We start from the raw sequence: 19,054 nt of genomic DNA, 5'->3' as shown, positions 1-19,054 counted from the left end.
CATACATTGCAAACCACGCAAAGCAAACTAGGCAAATGAAAATGAACAGTACAATTCTTCTTGCACAAAGCTACGGACAACCCGAAGTCCTTGAATTTACAGACTACACACTCCCACCATTAAACCCTGACATGGCACGCATCCAAGTCAAAGCCGCAGGAATCAACCCCATTGATGCACGTCGAATGACAGGCGAATTCAAACACGCACAACTCCCACAAACCTTTGGAACTGAATTTGCTGGAGTAATCGTAGACGTACCTGAAAACAGTACTTGTAAAGTCGGTGACGAAGTTCTTGGTTCAGGTGGTGCATTTACCCATGCCACAGTGATTGATGTGCCTATCGCAAATTTAGTTAAAAAACCTAAAAATTTAGACTGGTCGATTGCAGGCTCGATTGCAGGAGCAGCTCAAACTGCCATGACCATTTTAGATGAAATTGGTCCAATGCAGAGCTTATTGGTACACGGTGGGTCAGGCGGTGTGGGTTCAATCACCATTCAATTGGCAGTGAGTCGCGGCATTACAGTTGTGGCAACAGCATCAGCAAAAAACCAAGACTATATCCGCAGTTTAGGTGCGATTCCTGTCATGTACGGCGAAGGTTTAATTGAGCGTCTGAAACAAGTCCATCCAGGTCAATTTGATGCTTCGATTGATATGGCAGGTAACGAGGATGCCACTCAAGCCTCATTGGCAACAGTGAAAAATGGCGGATTTATGGGCACGATTGCAGGACGCAAACTGTCATCTGCGAAAATCCAAGCGGTCTGGGTTAAACGTAATGTTTCCAATTTAAAACACGTGGTCGAAGGCGTTGCAGATAATACCTTCAATTGGACAGTCAGTCGTGAATATCCTTTTACAGAAGCACAGCAAGCCTATCGAGACATTTTAGAGGGTCATACGCAAGGTAAAAGGGTACTGTTATTCAAATAGTTTCTATGCGTACAATGTGAAAAGGCAGGATATCATCCTGCCTTTTCTCTAGTTTGAATTATGATGTTGAGTAACGCCACCCTACATTCATCAATCGATAACTTATTTATTTAATTACCATTTATTAAAATAAGAGATTAGCGAGTGATCCCAAGCTTGTTCCAAATATCTGGGGTGAGGAATGTTGTCACCAATTTATTTAAATCAATATAACGCACCACCCCTTTCAGCTGATTATTCACTTCAGGGTTTTTAATGATTTCTTCGCCTGCACTACGACCCAATGCTTGGAAACTGTCACCAACAGCTTGAATACCCTCAGCTTGAATCACCGCTTTAGTCTGTGTTGAACATTGCTCTACGATCACACGTTGCAAGACTTGCGCTAACTTTTGATCCAATGCCGTACGTTGCTCAGCACTGACATTACTAAAGCCTTTTAAATCAGGATGAGTAGATAATGCTGAATATGTCCACTGTAGTACTGTCGTTTTATCAGCAGCGGTCGTCGACTTGACCAAACAATCACTCAATTGATCTACAGCGGGTCCCGCTTTCGAAAATGTCGATACGCCCATGATCAAAGCCGATGCACACAGTGTACGTAAAGCAGTTTTATTCATTTTTAATGTCATCACTTAAACTCAATTTTCATCGTTGTCATTATGTTTTTGTTGTATCACATCCTGAACGCATTTCCCTACAGATTCACTGTAAAACAAGTAAGCACATGAAAATTTAGGTAGTAAATTTGCTAAATCACGCACATCAATGATCATCAATAAAGCTTCAAAACTAGTGGGAATAGACGTGAATTTCAAACTATCAATTTTTTAAATAGTTTTCACCAAAATATATAAATTGGATAAGTAGTCAAAAATCAGTAATGATCTTATTCAGGGCAAAAAACTCGGAATTAAATCATGGAAAGAAGAATTAAGATTGCGCTCATTGGTGGTGGTATTGCTGGATTAGCTTTAATGACCAACCTAGTAAAAAATAAAAAATTTGATGTGCATTTATATGAGTCAGCAGCACAGTTTTCAGAAATTGGCGCAGGCATTTCATTTGGTGCCAATGCTGTTAAAGCAATTGAGCTTCTAGGCTTGGGTGAAGAATATCACGCCATTGCGGATACAGTTGCTGCGCCTTATCAAGATATCTGGTTCCAATGGCGTAATGGCTATACCGATGAATACCTATCGGCTTCGATCGCACCTCAAGTCGGTCAATCTTCTGTGCATCGTGCTGATTTTTTAGATGCACTTATTCCATTCGTTCCTTCACAAAATGCACATTTCAATAAACGTGTACAATCTGTTGAAGCTTCAAGCGCTGGTGTTCGTTTAACTTTCCAAGATGGTGAAGTGGTTGAAGCTGATTACGTGATTGGTTGTGATGGTATCCATTCTGTTGTGCGTGATCATGTATTGGCATCGAATCAACTTCCAAAAGTCGATCCTCAGTTTTCAGGAACATGGGCTTATCGCGGCATTATCAAGTATTTAGATTTTAAACAGGTCATTGCAGAACTTGGACACGATCCTGAACTTGCAGATGTCCCACAAATGTTATTGGGGAAAGACAAACACATCTTAACTTTCCCTATTCGTAAAGGTGAAGAAATCAATATTGTTGCCTTTAAGTCAGATCGCAAGAATACAACTCTGCCAGAAGGTACCCCTTGGACACGACCAACAACCAAAACTGAAATGCTAGCTGATTTTGCGGATTGGAGTGAAAGCTGTCGCGCATTACTGAACTTAATTGAAAAACCTACCATCTGGGCCCTTCATGAGATTGAGCCACTTAAGACCTATCAAAACAGCGAACACAATGTCATTTTGATTGGTGATGCAGCACATGCGATGTTGCCACACCAAGGAGCTGGTGCTGGTCAAGGTCTTGAAGATGCTTTAATTCTTTCTTCATTATTCAAACATCTGGAACATCACTCAGCGCAAATCTGCACTGAAGACCTTGCACAACTCTCTCATGTCTATGAGCAACTGCGCAAAGAGCGTGCCATCCGTGTACAAAACACATCACGAGAATCTGGTGAGATTTACGAATTATATTCACCCCTGTATCCAGACTTTGACAGTGTAGGTCAACATTTGGCACACCGTTTTGATTGGTTATGGCAACACGATTTAGAAAAAGACGTTGTACTCGCACAACATCGCTTAGGCCAAGCAATAGAGAAACATCTCGTGGCTGAAGCCATATAAATAAGCAAAAACATTAACAGGACTGTTATCAACCGATTCATTGACCAGGGAGGTCTCCATGAATACGTTAAATGCAAATGAAATTATTGATCATGCCAAACTCAAAGCCATTCACTGGCGAGTCATCTTACTCAGCGCATTGATTATTATTTTTGATGGCTATGACTTAGTCATCTACGGTGTGGCATTGCCTAAACTCATGCAAGAATGGGCAATCGATCCAATGACGGCGGGCTTCTTAGGAAGTCTTGCCCTCTTTGGCATGATGTTTGGAGCCATCATTTTTGGCAGTATGAGTGACAAACTTGAAAAATATGGCTTTAGCCGTAAAAAACTGATTGCAGTTTGTATTGTCATTTTTAGTGGTTTTACCGTGATGTGTGGCCTAGCGAGCAATCCTCAAGAGTTCGGGATCTATCGCTTTATTGCTGGCTTAGGTCTAGGTGGCGTGATGCCGAACGTTATTACACTAATGACAGAGTATGCGCCTAAGCGTTTACGCTCCACCTTAGTGTCATTGATGTTTAGTGGTTACGCTGTAGGCGGAATGTGCTCTGCCATTTTAGGTATGTGGCTAGTACCGCAATTTGGCTGGAAAATCATGTTTATGATTGCAGGTATTCCACTCATTCTATTGCCAATCATTTGGAAGTTATTGCCTGAATCCATCGATTATTTGGTTCGTCAAAATAAGCATAAAGAAGCTGCTCATATCTTAGAACAAATTGACACAAATCTAAGAATTCCTGCTGATATGCGCATTAGTCTGCATCAAGAAAACCAAGAGTCGTCTAAATCACCAGTGAAAGACTTATTTACTGAAAGTCGTGGTGTAACTACTGTTCTATTCTGGGCAAGTGTCTTTATGGCATTGGTATTGGTATATGCACTTGGTAACTGGTTACCTAAACTGATGATGGAAGCTGGCTACAACCTCTCAACCAGTTTAGTGTTCCTATTTGCGCTCAATATTGGTGGTATGCTGGGTGCAATCTTTGGTGGTTTTTTTGCTGATAAATTCAGTTTACCTAAAGTTCTTTGCACCTTGTTTGTGAGCGGCGCAATTTCCCTATTCTTGTTAAGCTATAACTTGCCAACCATGGTGCTTTACTTCTGTGTAGCAGTCGCAGGTGCAGCATCGATTGGCGGACAAATTTTATTGTTGGCTTATATGTCACAGTATTATTCATCTAACATACGTGCGACAGGTCTAGGTATGGCACTTGGCGTAGGTCGTTTAGGCGCAATTTTGGGTCCAATCTTATGTGGATGGTTACTTAGCCTTAATTTGCCAGTGCAATATAATTTCATTGCCTTATCTATCCCTTGTATGATTGCAGTGATCAGTGTGACTGCGATCCATCTCCGCAATAAAAAAATTGCAGGCGCAGCAAACGGCGTTAAAAACGTGGCTTATGAGTAGATGATTCATCAATAACATCTAAGTCATTAAAAATAAAAGAGAGAGTTAACTCTCTCTTTTTTTGTTACAGTGGTTATTCGATATAGCGACTGTCTCTAAATATTTACAAGGAATGTAAAGTTGATCGATTTAAGTCTGATTAAAGTTTTTATTATTATTTATCAAACTCAAAATATCAGTCACGCCGCAGAGCGCTTGAATCTCAGTCAACCTTCCGTCACCTATAATTTAAATCGACTGCGGAAAATGCTGAATGATCAGCTTTTTGTACGTGACAAGTTTGGTGTTAAACCCACTAAGCTTGCACAAAGTCTTTATCCAAGTTTTTACGAAGCGATTGTTAAAATTGATATGGCGATTGATTCTGCCAAGCATTTTGACCCGTTAACCTCTTCAAAAGTATTTCGTTTAGGCATTTCTGATTTAGGAGAAATTTGTTTACTTCCCTCGCTGATTGAATATTTAGAACAACATGCTCCCAATATCAAACTTGAAATTGAGGAAATTCACTCAGAAAAAGTAGAGGAATGGCTGGTTGAAGGCTTTTTGGATGTGGCTGTTTTTAATAGCAGTCACACCATTATGCCCAAAATTGAATCTCGAAATTTGTTTGAGGAACGTTATGTCTGTATCGCTAAAAAAGAGCATCCGCGCATACAGCAAAAGCTCAGCATGGACGCGTATTTATCGGAAAAACATGTTGCGATCAAATCGAGTACTGGTCATATTGAAATTGATCAGCGTTTAAAAGAACTCGGTCATTCTCGTCAGATCATGCTTGAAGTCCCCCACTTCAGTGTTTTGCAGAACGTGGTAAAACACTCAGAACTTCTGGTTACTCTGCCTTCGAGAGCCGCGAAGGTTTATCAGCAGCATACGGATATACAAATTTTTGAACTCCCTTTTGAGGTTCGTCCATTCAATGTCAGTGTTAACTGGTATAACCATAAGGATGACTTAGACGCACGTAAGTGGTTTTGTAAGATTCTAAAAAATATTTTCAGCACGCTCTAAGTTCCCACTCAGACATAAAAAGGCTCGTCTATACGAGCCTTTTTTTAATAATTTAAATCCATGATGGGCACTACTTTTCCAAAATAGATTCAAATGCTTTTAGACGTTTACGGATAGAAAGTAGTTCAATAATCGTTTTCCACGAACTCACCAAATATTGGAATGACTCACGAACACGATTGAATACACCCATAATTTGTTGGATCAATCCCAGTGTCAACAGGCCTGCTGCAATCGCGGGGAACAACACAAATAACATATAGAGATTGTCCAGTTGTCCATACCAACGTGCAAACAAGTTGAAATAGGCATAATGGAAATACAATTTGAAATAGTTAGCACGAATATTCTTAAAAAGTTGTTTTAAGGTTGCAGGTTGCGCACGATTTTCATGGTCTTCGCCGTACACCAACTCTTTACGATATGCCGCTTCTACTTTTTGATTATTAAATTCTAATCCTGGCAGTTTCATACCCACCACCATCAATAAGACAGTACCAAATACCGCCCATCCAATCGCAGCCCATACTAAAGAATATTGCAACTCACCAATAAACGGTAAAACAGGCACTTTCGCAGACAATGCAAATAATAAAGGAAGAAAGGCAATTAACATCAGTACTGCACGGACTAACTCGACCCCTAAATCCTCAACGATCGTTGCAAAACGCATGGTGTCTTCCTGTACACGTTGCGAAGCACCTTCGATATGACGTAATTTCTCCCAATGCTGAACATAGTATTCGTTCATTGCTGTACGCCATCTAAAAATATAGTGACTGGTAAAGAAAGCGCTGATGACGCCTGATGTCACTGAAATACTGGCCAAGCTGATAAAAGTCCATGATTCCGCATAGAGTTTATCCACCTCACCACCACCAGAATTTAAAATCTGTTGAATAGAATCCCAAAATGGTACATACCATGCATTCACAGCAACGCTGACTTGTACTGTTAACCAAATATTAAAAAGGATAAATGCAGATCCCCATACTGACCAACGCTGCCACGGATTGTCTGATTTTATTTTCCAAAACAGTGCAAATAAGGCGGTCGCCACCAAGAACCATAGATAGAACCACAAAAATTGCGGTGACCAAAAACGACTGATATTAATCGCAAGTTCAGCTTCTGCATAACCTTGAGGAAAACCTAAATATTCGCCCCATTGTTTTCCATCCGCAAAAAACCATAAAGCGAGATTAATAAAAAACCATAAGACGACAGAGAGAAAAAACCACTTTGGGTTTGGAAAAAATGACTTAAACATTCAGCGCTTATATCCCTAATTTTGTTTGAATGAATTTTCTGAATAGTAATCCTAATTCTGCTGAGTCGGTGCGTTTTTTAGAAATTTTTTGTTATATCTATTGCACGCTCAGCATTGTTGTAACATAAAAAAGCCCCGCAATGCAGGGCTTTTCATCGACTTTAATTAATCGCGAGTTTTCACATCGTACAATTCAATTTCAAAGATTAGATTAGAATTGGCTGGGATAATATTCCCCATTTTACGCTCACCATAAGCCAAATGTGCTGGCACAATCAGTTTACGCTTACCCCCAACTTTCATTCCAATAATACCTTGATCCCAACCTTTAATGACACGACCTGTACCAATCACAGTCTCAAAGTAATTACCACGGTCTAATGATGAATCAAACTTCGTACCATCTTCCAACCAACCAGTATAATGAGTGGTAATTAAAGCACCTTTTACAGCCTCTTTACCTTCACCTACCACCAAGTCAATAATTTCTAATTCAGCCGTCATGTGCTTACTCCAAATTTAATCTTTAAAATCTTAGTGGCTTACTGTAATTGAGTCCACTCAATCTCAGCTTGACCTTGATCTGAAATCAATGTCCACTCGCCATCCATCACATTTAATTGCAGTTGCATTGTACGTTCGCACAATGCTTGGATTTGTGCCGTTGTTTTTTCACTGAGTTGCCAGATTTGCACATTTTTCAATGTTTTCAATTTACTGTTGCGCTTATACCATTCATCCACTGATGATCCATAAGTGACCACCGCAACTTCCTTACAACGCGCACTCGCTTTTTTTACTTTATCTTCGTCCGGACTACCCACTTCAATCCATTTTTCTAACTGACCTGTTAAATCTTTCTGCCAAAGTGCTGGCTCATCAGTTTCAAATAAATCTTTAGTAAATTCTAAATGCTCATCTGCAAAACGAGCATATGCCAATACTCGAACCATCAAACGTTCAATCGTTTCCGACGGATGTAGAGCCATCGTTAACTGATAGTCGCCATATTGATGAACATCCATATTGGCTATGTTTAAATCTGCTTTATAAATCGTCGCTTTTAACGCCATAAGGGGTATCCTCAAATTTGGTGCTAAGCATACCCGATTCAGCGTACATTGAGAAAATGCTTTTCAATCCGTCTGTATTCTGAGTTGAATGATCTAACGATTTTATTGATCATCGATTCGCGCCTTAAGAATTGATTGCTCTAAATGCTCCCAATCTTGATTCTGCTGGGTTATCACTTCAATCCGATTATCAATATTCTCTTCGCCTGATTTGTAATTGAATTGATCAGGATTAAAATTGAATGTCATCCAACCTTGGTTGGTATTGAAGATGCCTTTAATACGTACCCAGTGTTTTAGCTCACAAAGGATGTCTAATAATTCATAAAAATCAAACTGCCAACGTTTTGGAAGCTTCCATCCTGCCACAATATACCCTTGAGCCTGTTCGACGTAATGATACGGCAATTGCTTTACGGCTGGCATTTCCTCATCAACTTTGAACTGTCGCTGAACCTTGAATAAGGGTTGCATTGAACGCTGAATTCCCACATAAGGATAATCAATTTGTTCTAAGCGAATATTGCCTTGATCAGCTTCAAGCCAATGTGGAATATAAGCTAAATATTGTTGTTTTAAATCAGCCAATTCTTTTCGATCCATGTCATTCATGTCCGAAGCATGAGACACAACCACAACTTGAGCCGCTTTTAACTGATCTTGATATAAACTCTGCCTCATCCAATCAGAGTCATGTAAACGAGATCCATCAATCACGGTCACTACAGAACGCATGGCAACTAGATGTTGCCAATGTGGTTCAGTCAGTTGTTCAACCAACTGTGCAGGATGACCCAACCCTGTCGGCTCTATAAATAGCCGATCTGGGTGAGATTCTTGTAATAACCGAGACAATGCAATTTGCATTGGCAATTGACTTGTACAACACAGACATCCACCCAATAGCTCTTTGATTTCATAGCCATCATTATTTGGCAATAACTGTTGATCAACGCCAATTTGACCAAACTCATTCATCAATACAGCCCATCGCTCATTTTTAGGTTTAAATTTGAGAAGTTGTTGTAAAAGCGTGGTTTTCCCTGCACCTAAAAAACCTGTAATGATATGTGTAGGCACTGACTGAGTTGCAAGTACTTTCAAAATGGATCTCTGAATTTGAAGAGGTGTACGGATTCTTGTCGGAATTTATCTAAAAAACAAGTCTAGGATAATTTTCCTCATAATTTATATGAATGCATGAATTCAAAAGACTAAATGATTGGAATTAAATAGGATAAGTGAACTGTTGAATCAAAATTGAAAATATGTAAATCTATTTCACAGATCATTACTCTGAATTTAATTCAAAACTTCAATTTTGATTTTCTAATTTAACCTTTTCAAATGTAAAACTAAGTAAAAAAATTGCTGTTTTTTTCTTCACCATGACATATTTTTTGACAACTTTATGAGGCATATTGACTCTCATTGAGACAAAAAAACTACATTACACCTTGGTTTGTTAGTCGTGCGTTAACTATCGTGTTTCACTTTGTTGCATTGATTGCCCAATTGAGCTTCTGGACTTAGGATGAATTTCGTTGACTCGCTAACCGTATTAGATGCGATTCAGCTTTTAACATTTTACGCGATGATCTAGATTTAATTTCATATTCGCTTCTCTCCTCGGAAAGCTTATGAGATTAAATTCTAATTTATTTTATTGAATAAGGATGCCACTCATGAATTTAGTTAAAACTTTATTAGCAACTACACTTGCCTTCACAGCTTTCTCAACATTTGCTGCAACAGAAGCAAAAGATGAAAAAAAACAGGAAGTGTTGATTTCTTCTCAAGAACAACCAGTGAATGCTGAAACTACTGCTGCTGGTCAACCAACAGCTGCTCAACCGGGTACAGAGGTTGCAGCTGAAGAAGGTACTGAAGCTCCTGTAGCTCAACCTGCTCAGTAATTAATCAAAAATAAATTGACTGAATTTTAGACCAAGTCTTCCCCCGATGGCTTGATCTGATTAAAAGTAGAGCTTTGCTACAGCTCTACTTTTTTATGCCTGTTTTTTTTGAATAATTCTCTATAAATTACGATAAACACATATACATAATTATTATAAAACGATATAAATGAAAAATAAATCACATATTTTAACCAAAAAGCCAATTTAATTCTAATCACGTGACATGAAAATGAAGAAATTTCTTGGGATAGCTATACTCAGCCTATGGCTGGTTGCATGTTCCAAACCTTTACCAGAGGATAAACTGGATTATGTAGGACATTGGATTAGCGCGGACAGTCGTGTTCAATTGAATATTACTGCTAATGGTCGTATAGAATATAGTAACAATCAGCTCAGTAAAAAAACCGCCGTTTCAGCTCCAATTAAACAGTTTTCAGATACTGGATTTGAAACAGGTTTAGGTCCTATCAACACGAAATTTATTGTCACTCGTCACCCCTACAAGGATGCACAAGGGAATTGGTACATGATTGTCGATGGACATACCCTCGCCAAGCTACAAAATCCATAAAAAAAGACTTCACCATGTGAAGTCTTTTTTCTTAAACCGATTTCTTATATATGCTGCAAGAAGGATGATGATTTTCATTCAAACGAGCAATTTTACGATGCTCAGCAGCTTCAAAACGACAGCGTTTCCAGTCATTATCTAGGTTTAGCGGTGGAATTTGTTTTGGTTTCCCATGTTCATCCACAGCGACCATTGTGAAATAACAACTATTGGTATGTCGTACCGTACGTTTTTGAATATTTTGTGCTTCAACGCGGATCCCAATTTCCATTGAGGTACGCCCCACATGATTCACACTGGCTAAAAAAGTCACCAACTCACCCACGTGGATTGGTTCTTTAAAGTTCACTTTATCAACAGATAAAGTTACCACATAAGAACCTGAATATCGACTTGCACACGCATAAGCAACTTGGTCAAGCAGCTTTAAAATTGTTCCACCATGTACATTACCTGAGAAATTCGCCATATCCGGCGTCATTAATACAGACATCGTTAATTCAGACTGATCATCTGCAAGCGGTAACGCTTGGTTAAATTCGGACATAAATATTAGAACTCAATCATGACAGGAGATTTAATACACTATTATAACTTTTTTCTTGATTATAAAATGTTTAAATCAGAAACAAACTCCAATAATTTCAAGACTTGATAGCTTAAAAGTATCAGAGGAAATCATTCGCTCTCAGAAACTATGATAAATTTGCTTAAAATTTATTCATCTTTGACTAAACGAAGCATCTCAGCAGAAATATTATCGTATTTTAACTTTAACGATGCTTGATTCTTGACTTGGATTTCATAGGTTTCATCATAGTTAATTCGTATTATTTCGAATGTAATATCTGAATTTGACGCTAAATAAACAATTTGACCAACTTGAAAAACTGACACACTACACCTTAATTTATATTTCATCTTTTTAAGGGTTAGATAAAGTACTAACCCTCATTTTTATGACCCCAATATAACAATCATTCAATTTATAACAATGATTTTACTTATTTTTTTTATATATTTTATGAGACAATTAAGATCTGATTCAATTTAGCAATTTAAACAAACAGCTCTTTTACTATCATCATGGGCAGGATACTGATGAGCATCATATTGTCCTATCGTCCGATGACGTATCTGATCTAATAAACTAACTTTGTTCAATGCTGCAGTCATACCTGCTTGAATCGTATTTTCACGACCCTTAACATCAAAGATATGTGCTTTTTCTCTTAGATCTGGCTGTATCACAATATCTGCATTTTTTAGCTCGTTATACGCGATCTTATTTTGCATAATATTTATATTTTGATTAAACATCCCCCACACATTCGAGGTTTCCGTGTGCTCTGGCTGGGCCAAAATATCAACAGCAATGACAATATCTGCCCCTAATTCTCTCGCCACATTGACTGGTACAGGGCTCACTAAACCGCCATCAACATAATCCTTATCAGCAATTTTTACGGGAATAAACATACTTGGAATAGAGATAGAAGCTCTCACTGCTTGCCCAGTATTACCATAGTTAAATACTGTTAAATTTCCATTTTTTAACTCTGTTGCCACCACATACATTGGAATAGGAAGCCGTTCTAAGGGCATAAAGTCCACTTGTTTATTGACATAGTTCTCAACCTTAGCGCCATCAAAAAATCCTTGAATACCAATGTTAAAATCACGTACATCATTGACTTGCATATTTAATGCAACTTCACGTAACGATTTTGCTGATTTTCCACTGGCATATATTGACCCGACTATACTCCCTGCGCTGGTACCAACAATAAAATCAGGCTTGATTCCACGTTGCTCTAAAACTTCAATGACACCAATATGCGCATAGCCTCGCGCTCCCCCACTCCCAAGCACCAATGCAATACTTGGAGCATCAGTTTTCTTATGCTTATTTTTAATGATATGAGATGAAGCATCCACCAAAGGTGTAGACACAGATTTTGAAAGCTGAGCTTTGGCTACAACCTGTTGACAGGCTTGTAAGCCAATCAAAGGTAAGAGGGAAATCAGGAGTACAAACTTCTTCATTGCATCAGAAATTAAAAATCAAAACTGAATGAAAGCATATCATTGACAAGTCGTCTGTATGAATTTTTTATGACAAAAAGCCCCAGATGCGGGGCTTTTTGTACATGACATTTTATTAAGAAGATTTTATGTTAAGCAAAGAATTTTAAAATCATCTGAATTACAGTTGCATTAATTAAGTCAACAAAAAATGCGCCACATAAAGGTACAATGAGGAATGCTTTATGTGAAGGACCATACATATTTGTAATCGCCTGCATGTTTGCAACAGCTGTTGGTGTTGCTCCCATACCGAAACCACAGTGACCTGCTGCAAGAACTGCTGCATCGTAGTTTTTACCCATCACACGGAAAGTGATAAATGCTGCGTACAAAGCCATAGTTAAGGTTTGAGCTGTTAAGATTACAACCAATGGGCCTGCAAGATCAGCCAATTGCCACAACTTAAGTGAAAGAAGTGCCATTGCTAGGTATAACGATAAAGAGGCATTACCAAATACATCAATTGCACGATCGAAGATTTCCACTTTCATGAGACCTTCGAGGATGTTACGCAGGATAACACCACCACCTAATGCCCAAACGAAAGTTGGAAGCTCAAACCAAGTGCCTTTACTATAACCTGTCATAAATTCAGCAAATGCCAAACACGCAGCAAATAACCCTAATGTGGTAATCGCATTGTCCGCAGTGATTAAACGAACTTGATTACGGTTTTCAAAAGGCACAAACTCGCCTTGATCATTCGGATTTGCAATTGCATTCGCATCACGTGTGTCTTTTTCAACCGAATTCGTCACTGGTGATGAAAGCTGGTGCTTATTAATCAATAATTTCGCTAATGGACCACCAATCAAACCACCAATAATCAAACCAAATGTCGCACTTGCCATACCCAGTGCTAAAGCACCTTGAATACCATGCTCGACTTCTAAAATCTCACCCCATGCACCAGCAGTACCATGACCACCCGTTAAGGTAATAGAACCTGCAATTAAACCTATAAGTGGATCAATACCAAGTAACGTTGCAAGGCTCATACCGACAAAGTTTTGTACGATAATAAATGATGCGACACAGATCAGGAAGATCACCAGTCCCATACCACCTTCTTTGAGTTTGGCGAAGTTTGCACTCAAACCAATCGAGGCAAAAAACACCAACATGAAACTGGTTTGCAATTCACTACTCGTGGTAATGCTGTAACCCCACAAATTGTGAACAATTAACGAAACTATGGCAGCAACCAAACCACCAGCTACAGGCTCTGGGATATTGTATTTTTTTAAGAAGTCGATTTTGTTGACAAGAAAACGGCCAAGCAATAAAACTATTACTGCAGCAATTAACGTGTAAAAAGCGTTAAAAGTAAATTCCATCATTAATTCTCAGCAAATACAGATGACTGTTAATTCATATTATGCTTGTTTTTTAATCAATAAGATTTATTTCGAATCTCACATCCAAAAATAAACATATCCTTATTCAATATTGATTATCTAAAAGAATAGATAAATTTTTTAATTGAGTAACAATATATTAATTCCTCGATTTCATTGGATTCAATCTTGTTAATAAAAAACATACACTTTTCAAAATAAATCAGTTGCTCAAAACGCACTCTATTCTTAGACATACGTTTGGCTAGATACAATTGATTTATGGCTCAAACAAACACTTAAATATGTTTTAGTGAACTTAAAATGATTAAGAAATTCCTGATGATCAGGACTGCTCACTGTTTAAGCCGAACATTATGCACTTTTTTTTATAATTCGCATTACTTTTGTTTATTCAATCAGCAAAATTCAGACATTCTTTAGTCTGAACTGATGAATGACAAGTGAATAAAAAAACCGAGACTATGCTCGGTTTTTTATAACTCATGCTTAGAAGCTGTATTTCGCCATTAAGCCTACACGGTCATCATTATAGCTTTGACCTGCGAAAGTTTCACGCTTACCATTGATATATTCAACACCTAAATCAACAGGTTTCACAGGTGTATAGATAAAGTTAATCCATGCTTGTTGAACAGTTTCATTTGCACTTGGGTTCGCTTTAGCATATCCCGTGCTGTCATCAGCATAGTGTGCGCCATAAGCCAGTGTTGAGCGTAACTGAGGTGAGAACTTATATGTAGCACCAAGTTGGGTTGCAATAAACTCATTTTGTTCAATATTGTTATTTGCATCGACAACATAAGCACTATTTGAGCCATATAAATAGTTGCTGTTTCCTTTTACATAAGACACGTCAGCAGATACTTTGAGTGGTTCGCTAATTTGGTAATTTGTACCGATCGCTACACCAAAACCAGTCTTATCATCACCAGCGGTATCAGATTTATAATTTTCGATTAAGGCACGAGCTGAAGCATTACCTTTACCCTCTGCATAAGCTTGCGTGACTTTTGCAGTTAAAGTTGGAAGACGGTATTTAATACCATCTCCAGTAGAATTACCCTCTTCAGCTGAAATAAATAATTGAGTTGTTGGCGCTAATTTGTGAGACCAACGCACTTGCGGTAAACGGTTTGTTCCGCCACCAATGTTGGTACCAAAATCGATCATTTCTGGAGCATGATTTGACAAGAAGTTTGAAGTAGTTTGACCGAATAACCAATTATTTAGTGTTAAATACGCATGACGAATACGTAATGCTTCATTTGAGCCTGCAAAGTCCACTTCTACTTTACCACCAACGTCTGCCCCTTCTACTTTAGATTTGAAATCTAAACCAAGACGTGTTGTTTTTGCAGTTGCACGTAATTTATCTTCAACTAACGGATTATTACTCGTTCCAACGCTGTTTACAGCATTAAAGTCATTGTCAGCACCTTCAATGATATAGTTCGCATCCCCACGTACAAAACCATATAGATTCACTTCAGCACCTGCTTTAGTTTTCAAGTTTGTAGGCGCTGCTGCTACTGGTTGAGCTTTAACTTCAGCCAATCGTACTTGCTGCTGTTGTTGTACTTGATGTTGCTGTTGAATTAAAGCTTTTAACGCTTCAACTTCTTGGCGTAATTTTTGAATTTCATCTTTTTCAGTCGCTGCTTGTGCAGTAGAAACTGCAAAAGTTGCAACTGCGATTGCTAAACTTTTCTTTAAAAATGTTTGATGTTTTGATTGACTCATTAAAAATCTCCAATTATTTCATCTTGCATCCGTGCACATATGCTTGGTCAACCTGCTGAATCCCAATCACAACGTTTGATTAATTTAAAATAATCAACGATGCACTAAACTGCTTTTTTTTAAATTTGATGAATTGATTAAAATAAATACGTAACATAATGTGTATTCGTTGTAACTTAATCTAGCAACTTATGTTTCATAATTAAATGTTTTTTATTGTCAAAACCAATTTTCTCAATCACAATTTCTGATGATGAATTGAAAAAAGTTTATATCTGTATAATTTATAAAATCTTTATTTAAAAGCATATTCAAAATTATACCTTAGTCGTAGAGACATCATGGATCATCCAAAATTATTCAAATAGGAGTTGCAATGTCCACAGAACATACTCAAGCCGTTGATGAAGTGATCACTGGCCGCCAATCTATACGTGCCTTTTTAGATCACCCCGTAGACACAAAACTTATCCAAGAAATCTTAGAAGTCGCATCAAGAGCACCTTCTGGCACAAATACTCAACCCTGGAAAGTCTATGTGGTGACAGGCGCACGTCGTCAACGTTTAATTGATCAAGTTTGTCATGCACAAATGCAACTTTATCAAAACCCTGAACTTGCTCAACAATACAACGAGACTTTTGCTTATTATCCAGAAACATGGATTTCCCCGTATATCGATCGTCGTCGTGAAAATGGTTGGGGACTTTATGGGTTGCTGGGCATTCAAAAAGGTGAAAAGGATAAGATGGCTGCACAACATCTTAGAAACTATCAATTATTTGATGCACCTGTTGGCATTTTCTTTACCGTGGATAAAGCCATGGGCATTGGCTCTAAAATGGATATTTCCATGATGATTCAAAATGTTATGCTAGCAGCAAAAGCACGTGGTTTAGATACATGCCCTCAAGCGGCATGGAATCATTTTCATCAAATCGTCACTGATGTTCTGGATGCTCCTGCCAACGAAGAACTCGTTTGTGGGATGGCTTTAGGCTATGCCGACCCTGATGCGCTTGTGAATACTTTCAGAACACCTCGAGTTCCAGTTGAAGAGTTTGCTGTTTTCTTGGAAGACTGATTTTTTAAGGATCAAAACGCTCATTCAGTTAGGGTGGTTTTATAAAGACAAACAGTTAATTTCAAGCATATAATCCCTATTTAAATTAGATGAATATTCAACTTATATTCATCTCCCCCTATCCTCTATTCATAAAGGATTCTGGTTTGAACAAATGGCTGATTCAGCTTAAAAAAGCGACCTATAATACTTCATTTATGTATAACCTGCGGATGATCGTCGCTTTCGCAGGTACCGCGTTTATTCCCTATCTGTTAGATCAGCAATTGATGACGATCCCATTAACATTAGGGGTTGTTGCTGCTGGGCTGAGCGACATCGATGATCGCTTCTCAGTACGTATCATGAATCTGATTTATACCTATATTGGTTTCTTTATTGCGGCAGCTTCTGTTCAACTGTTATTCCCGTATCCTGTGCTTTTTGCTTCAGGCCTGATCATCTCTTGTATTGGTCTCATTTTACTAGGCTCATTAGGCAGACGTTATGCCACCATCTCATATGGTTGCTTAGTAATTTCTGTATATGCCATGCTAGGTGTTGATATTTTTGACGAATGGTACATGCAACCTAGTCTTTTGGTGATTGGTGCCATTTGGTATGGGATTTTGTCTACGCTTAGTTTCTTAATTTTTCCAGCTCGACAAGTTCAAGATCAGCTCTCGAAAAGCTATTCTTCACTCGGTGATTTCCTTTTTGCTAAATCCAATCTCTTTGATGTGGATATGACAGCGAATAGCTACCAAAAAAGTATGATCAGCTTGTCGCTGGAAAATGGGAAATTAGTAGGTATCTTTAATGATATGAAAACCACACTCCTTACCCGATTAAAAGGAGATCGTGGTCAAAGTGATACCCGTCGCAGCTTACAATATTATTTTATTGCACAGGACATTCACGAGCGAGCTGACTCGGCACATATTGATTATCAACAATTAACCAAAGCCTTTGAACATAGTGATATTTTATTTCGCTTCCAACGTATTCTTACACTGCAAGCAAAAGCATGTAAAGATTTAAGTGAAAGCATCTTAAATCGCACAACTTACCAGCATAATCCACGTTTTGAACATGCATTTAGTAATCTCAGAAAGTCATTAGAAAAAATCCGTGATGAACAAAAACATGATCTTATCTGGGTTAATGCTCTTTTTGCCTTACTCCAGAACTTAAAAGCCATCGATGCTCAATTACGAAATCTTGAAACTGAACGGCATATTAAATTTGACCGCACTAAACATTTAGAAAACCAACTTAAAGATGACGATCTGAAAGGTTGGGAAGATATCGTTTCTCGTATCAAACAAAATTTAACCCCTGAATCCGTACTCTTTCGACATGCAATTCGTGTTTCCATCGTACTTTTCATCGGATATGTTTTTGTTCAAGTCACCAATATCGAATACGGTTATTGGGTACTGTTAACAGCCCTATTTGTTAGTCAACCAAACTTCAACGCCACAAAACGTCGACTCAGACTCAGGATCATGGGAACACTCGGTGGCATTATTCTTGGTTTTGCAATTCTGTATTTCGTTCCTTCTGTCGAAGGTCAACTCTTATTATTAATTGTGAGTGGCGTCCTATTTTTTGAATTACGCAGTAAGCAATATGCGCAAGCCACTGCCTTTATTACGATCTTAGCCTTAATTAATTTCAATTTGGACGGTTTAGGTTTCCAAGCGGCATTTCCTCGAATGTTAGATACTTTAATTGGCTGTGCATTGGCATGGTTTGGGGTGAGCTTTATTTTTCCAGATTGGAAATTCAGACGACTCCCCCATTCAATCAGACGTTCACTTGAAGCTCAATGCCAGTATCTTACTGAAGTCGTACAACAGTATCATCATGGACGTAATAACAGTTTGAACTACCGCGTAGTCCGCCGCACTGCACATAATCGTGATGCTGATGTTGCATCACTCATATCGACATTAGCAACAGAACCTGATTTTGATCCAACACAAAAAGCTTTAGCATTTGAGTTCCTCTGTCTCAATCATACGTTTATCAGCTATATTGCTGCGCTAGGTGCACACCGTGAAAAAATTCAAGATCAGTCAACATTAGAACTACTTCAACAAGCGTTAAATGATATCCAAGGTGCTTTTTTGCGAGATGAATTCCCTGAGCTAAATCTGACAAATTTGGAGTCCTCGATTCGTGAACGTTTGAATAAAGATGATCAGGATTCACATAAATCATTGATTGTTTTACAGCAACTTTCTTTAATGCTTGGTGTATTAAGACGATTAAGTACCTTAAAACAAAGTTTAAGTCATGAACATGATACTCAATCCAGCGCATTGGCATCACTGTAAATGTTGAATTTTCAA

General features: G+C 38.3%; 18 protein-coding genes. 8 read left to right on the top strand and 10 right to left on the bottom strand.

What is annotated here, in order from left to right; all coding sequences use genetic code 11:
- Window positions 1-41 precede the first annotated feature (41 nt).
- Entirely contained in the window at window positions 42-941 is a 900-nt protein-coding gene (locus tag AC1M9B_RS10020; protein WP_481609014.1) for an NADP-dependent oxidoreductase, read from the top strand.
- Window positions 942-1,078: 137 nt separating this feature from the next.
- On the opposite strand, the gene AC1M9B_RS10015 is transcribed toward AC1M9B_RS10020, so the two are convergent.
- Window positions 1,079-1,564, bottom strand: a complete 486-nt coding sequence (locus AC1M9B_RS10015) for a hypothetical protein (protein WP_481609013.1) — start codon at window positions 1,562-1,564, stop codon at window positions 1,079-1,081.
- 300 nt (window positions 1,565-1,864) lie between these two features.
- On the opposite strand from AC1M9B_RS10015, the gene salA reads away from it, so the two are divergent.
- From salA to AC1M9B_RS10000, 3 genes are all read left to right on the top strand, one after another.
- On the top strand, window positions 1,865-3,172 hold the full coding sequence (gene salA / locus AC1M9B_RS10010; protein WP_481609012.1) for a salicylate 1-monooxygenase: 1,308 nt from the start codon (window positions 1,865-1,867) through the stop codon (window positions 3,170-3,172).
- A gap of 58 nt (window positions 3,173-3,230) precedes the next feature.
- Window positions 3,231-4,595 carry an MFS transporter gene (locus AC1M9B_RS10005; protein ID WP_051586596.1) on the top strand — a complete coding sequence of 455 codons (1,365 nt, stop codon included), beginning with the start codon at window positions 3,231-3,233 and terminating at the stop codon, window positions 4,593-4,595.
- Between the two features lie 123 nt (window positions 4,596-4,718).
- Window positions 4,719-5,609, top strand: a complete 891-nt coding sequence (locus AC1M9B_RS10000) for a LysR family transcriptional regulator (RefSeq protein WP_481591665.1) — start codon at window positions 4,719-4,721, stop codon at window positions 5,607-5,609.
- Between the two features lie 70 nt (window positions 5,610-5,679).
- Here the strand turns inward: AC1M9B_RS10000 and sbmA are convergent, their stop codons facing one another.
- The 4 genes from sbmA to AC1M9B_RS09980 form a co-directional block, all read right to left on the bottom strand.
- Entirely contained in the window at window positions 5,680-6,879 is a 1,200-nt protein-coding gene (sbmA, locus tag AC1M9B_RS09995; protein ID WP_035268365.1) for a peptide antibiotic transporter SbmA, read from the bottom strand.
- A 165-nt stretch (window positions 6,880-7,044) separates the two neighbouring features.
- Window positions 7,045-7,383, bottom strand: coding sequence for an FKBP-type peptidyl-prolyl cis-trans isomerase (locus AC1M9B_RS09990; RefSeq protein ID WP_035268363.1), 339 nt, complete (start codon window positions 7,381-7,383; stop codon window positions 7,045-7,047).
- A 38-nt stretch (window positions 7,384-7,421) separates the two neighbouring features.
- Entirely contained in the window at window positions 7,422-7,952 is a 531-nt protein-coding gene (locus AC1M9B_RS09985; protein WP_035268360.1) for a YaeQ family protein, read from the bottom strand.
- Between the two features lie 102 nt (window positions 7,953-8,054).
- Window positions 8,055-9,056, bottom strand: a complete 1,002-nt coding sequence (locus tag AC1M9B_RS09980; RefSeq protein WP_481609011.1) for a CobW family GTP-binding protein — start codon at window positions 9,054-9,056, stop codon at window positions 8,055-8,057.
- A gap of 581 nt (window positions 9,057-9,637) precedes the next feature.
- On the opposite strand from AC1M9B_RS09980, the gene AC1M9B_RS09975 reads away from it, so the two are divergent.
- Both AC1M9B_RS09975 and AC1M9B_RS09970 read left to right on the top strand, forming a co-directional pair.
- Window positions 9,638-9,868 (top strand): hypothetical protein, encoded by a 231-nt coding sequence (locus AC1M9B_RS09975; RefSeq protein WP_035268355.1) that lies wholly within the window; start codon window positions 9,638-9,640, stop codon window positions 9,866-9,868.
- Between the two features lie 232 nt (window positions 9,869-10,100).
- Window positions 10,101-10,445 (top strand): hypothetical protein, encoded by a 345-nt coding sequence (locus AC1M9B_RS09970; RefSeq protein WP_092766987.1) that lies wholly within the window; start codon window positions 10,101-10,103, stop codon window positions 10,443-10,445.
- Window positions 10,446-10,476: 31 nt separating this feature from the next.
- Here AC1M9B_RS09970 and AC1M9B_RS09965 read toward each other — a convergent pair whose 3' ends face one another.
- From AC1M9B_RS09965 to AC1M9B_RS09945, 5 genes are all read right to left on the bottom strand, one after another.
- Window positions 10,477-10,992 (bottom strand): acyl-CoA thioesterase, encoded by a 516-nt coding sequence (locus AC1M9B_RS09965; protein ID WP_035268353.1) that lies wholly within the window; start codon window positions 10,990-10,992, stop codon window positions 10,477-10,479.
- Between the two features lie 170 nt (window positions 10,993-11,162).
- Window positions 11,163-11,342 carry a hypothetical protein gene (locus AC1M9B_RS09960; protein ID WP_035268348.1) on the bottom strand — a complete coding sequence of 60 codons (180 nt, stop codon included), beginning with the start codon at window positions 11,340-11,342 and terminating at the stop codon, window positions 11,163-11,165.
- Window positions 11,343-11,495: 153 nt separating this feature from the next.
- On the bottom strand, window positions 11,496-12,491 hold the full coding sequence (locus AC1M9B_RS09955; protein ID WP_481609010.1) for a patatin-like phospholipase family protein: 996 nt from the start codon (window positions 12,489-12,491) through the stop codon (window positions 11,496-11,498).
- A gap of 131 nt (window positions 12,492-12,622) precedes the next feature.
- Window positions 12,623-13,870 carry a sodium/glutamate symporter gene (gltS, locus tag AC1M9B_RS09950; RefSeq protein ID WP_481596313.1) on the bottom strand — a complete coding sequence of 416 codons (1,248 nt, stop codon included), beginning with the start codon at window positions 13,868-13,870 and terminating at the stop codon, window positions 12,623-12,625.
- Window positions 13,871-14,380: 510 nt separating this feature from the next.
- Window positions 14,381-15,634 carry a DcaP family trimeric outer membrane transporter gene (locus AC1M9B_RS09945; protein WP_481609009.1) on the bottom strand — a complete coding sequence of 418 codons (1,254 nt, stop codon included), beginning with the start codon at window positions 15,632-15,634 and terminating at the stop codon, window positions 14,381-14,383.
- Window positions 15,635-16,010: 376 nt separating this feature from the next.
- On the opposite strand from AC1M9B_RS09945, the gene AC1M9B_RS09940 reads away from it, so the two are divergent.
- Both AC1M9B_RS09940 and yccS read left to right on the top strand, forming a co-directional pair.
- Window positions 16,011-16,718 (top strand): nitroreductase, encoded by a 708-nt coding sequence (locus AC1M9B_RS09940; protein WP_481596314.1) that lies wholly within the window; start codon window positions 16,011-16,013, stop codon window positions 16,716-16,718.
- 146 nt (window positions 16,719-16,864) lie between these two features.
- Window positions 16,865-19,039, top strand: coding sequence for a YccS family putative transporter (gene yccS, locus AC1M9B_RS09935; protein WP_481609008.1), 2,175 nt, complete (start codon window positions 16,865-16,867; stop codon window positions 19,037-19,039).
- Window positions 19,040-19,054: the final 15 nt, after the last annotated feature.

Source organism: Acinetobacter sp. ANC_7513 (assembly GCF_056779915.1).
This window is presented reverse-complemented; position numbering and strand designations above follow the sequence as displayed.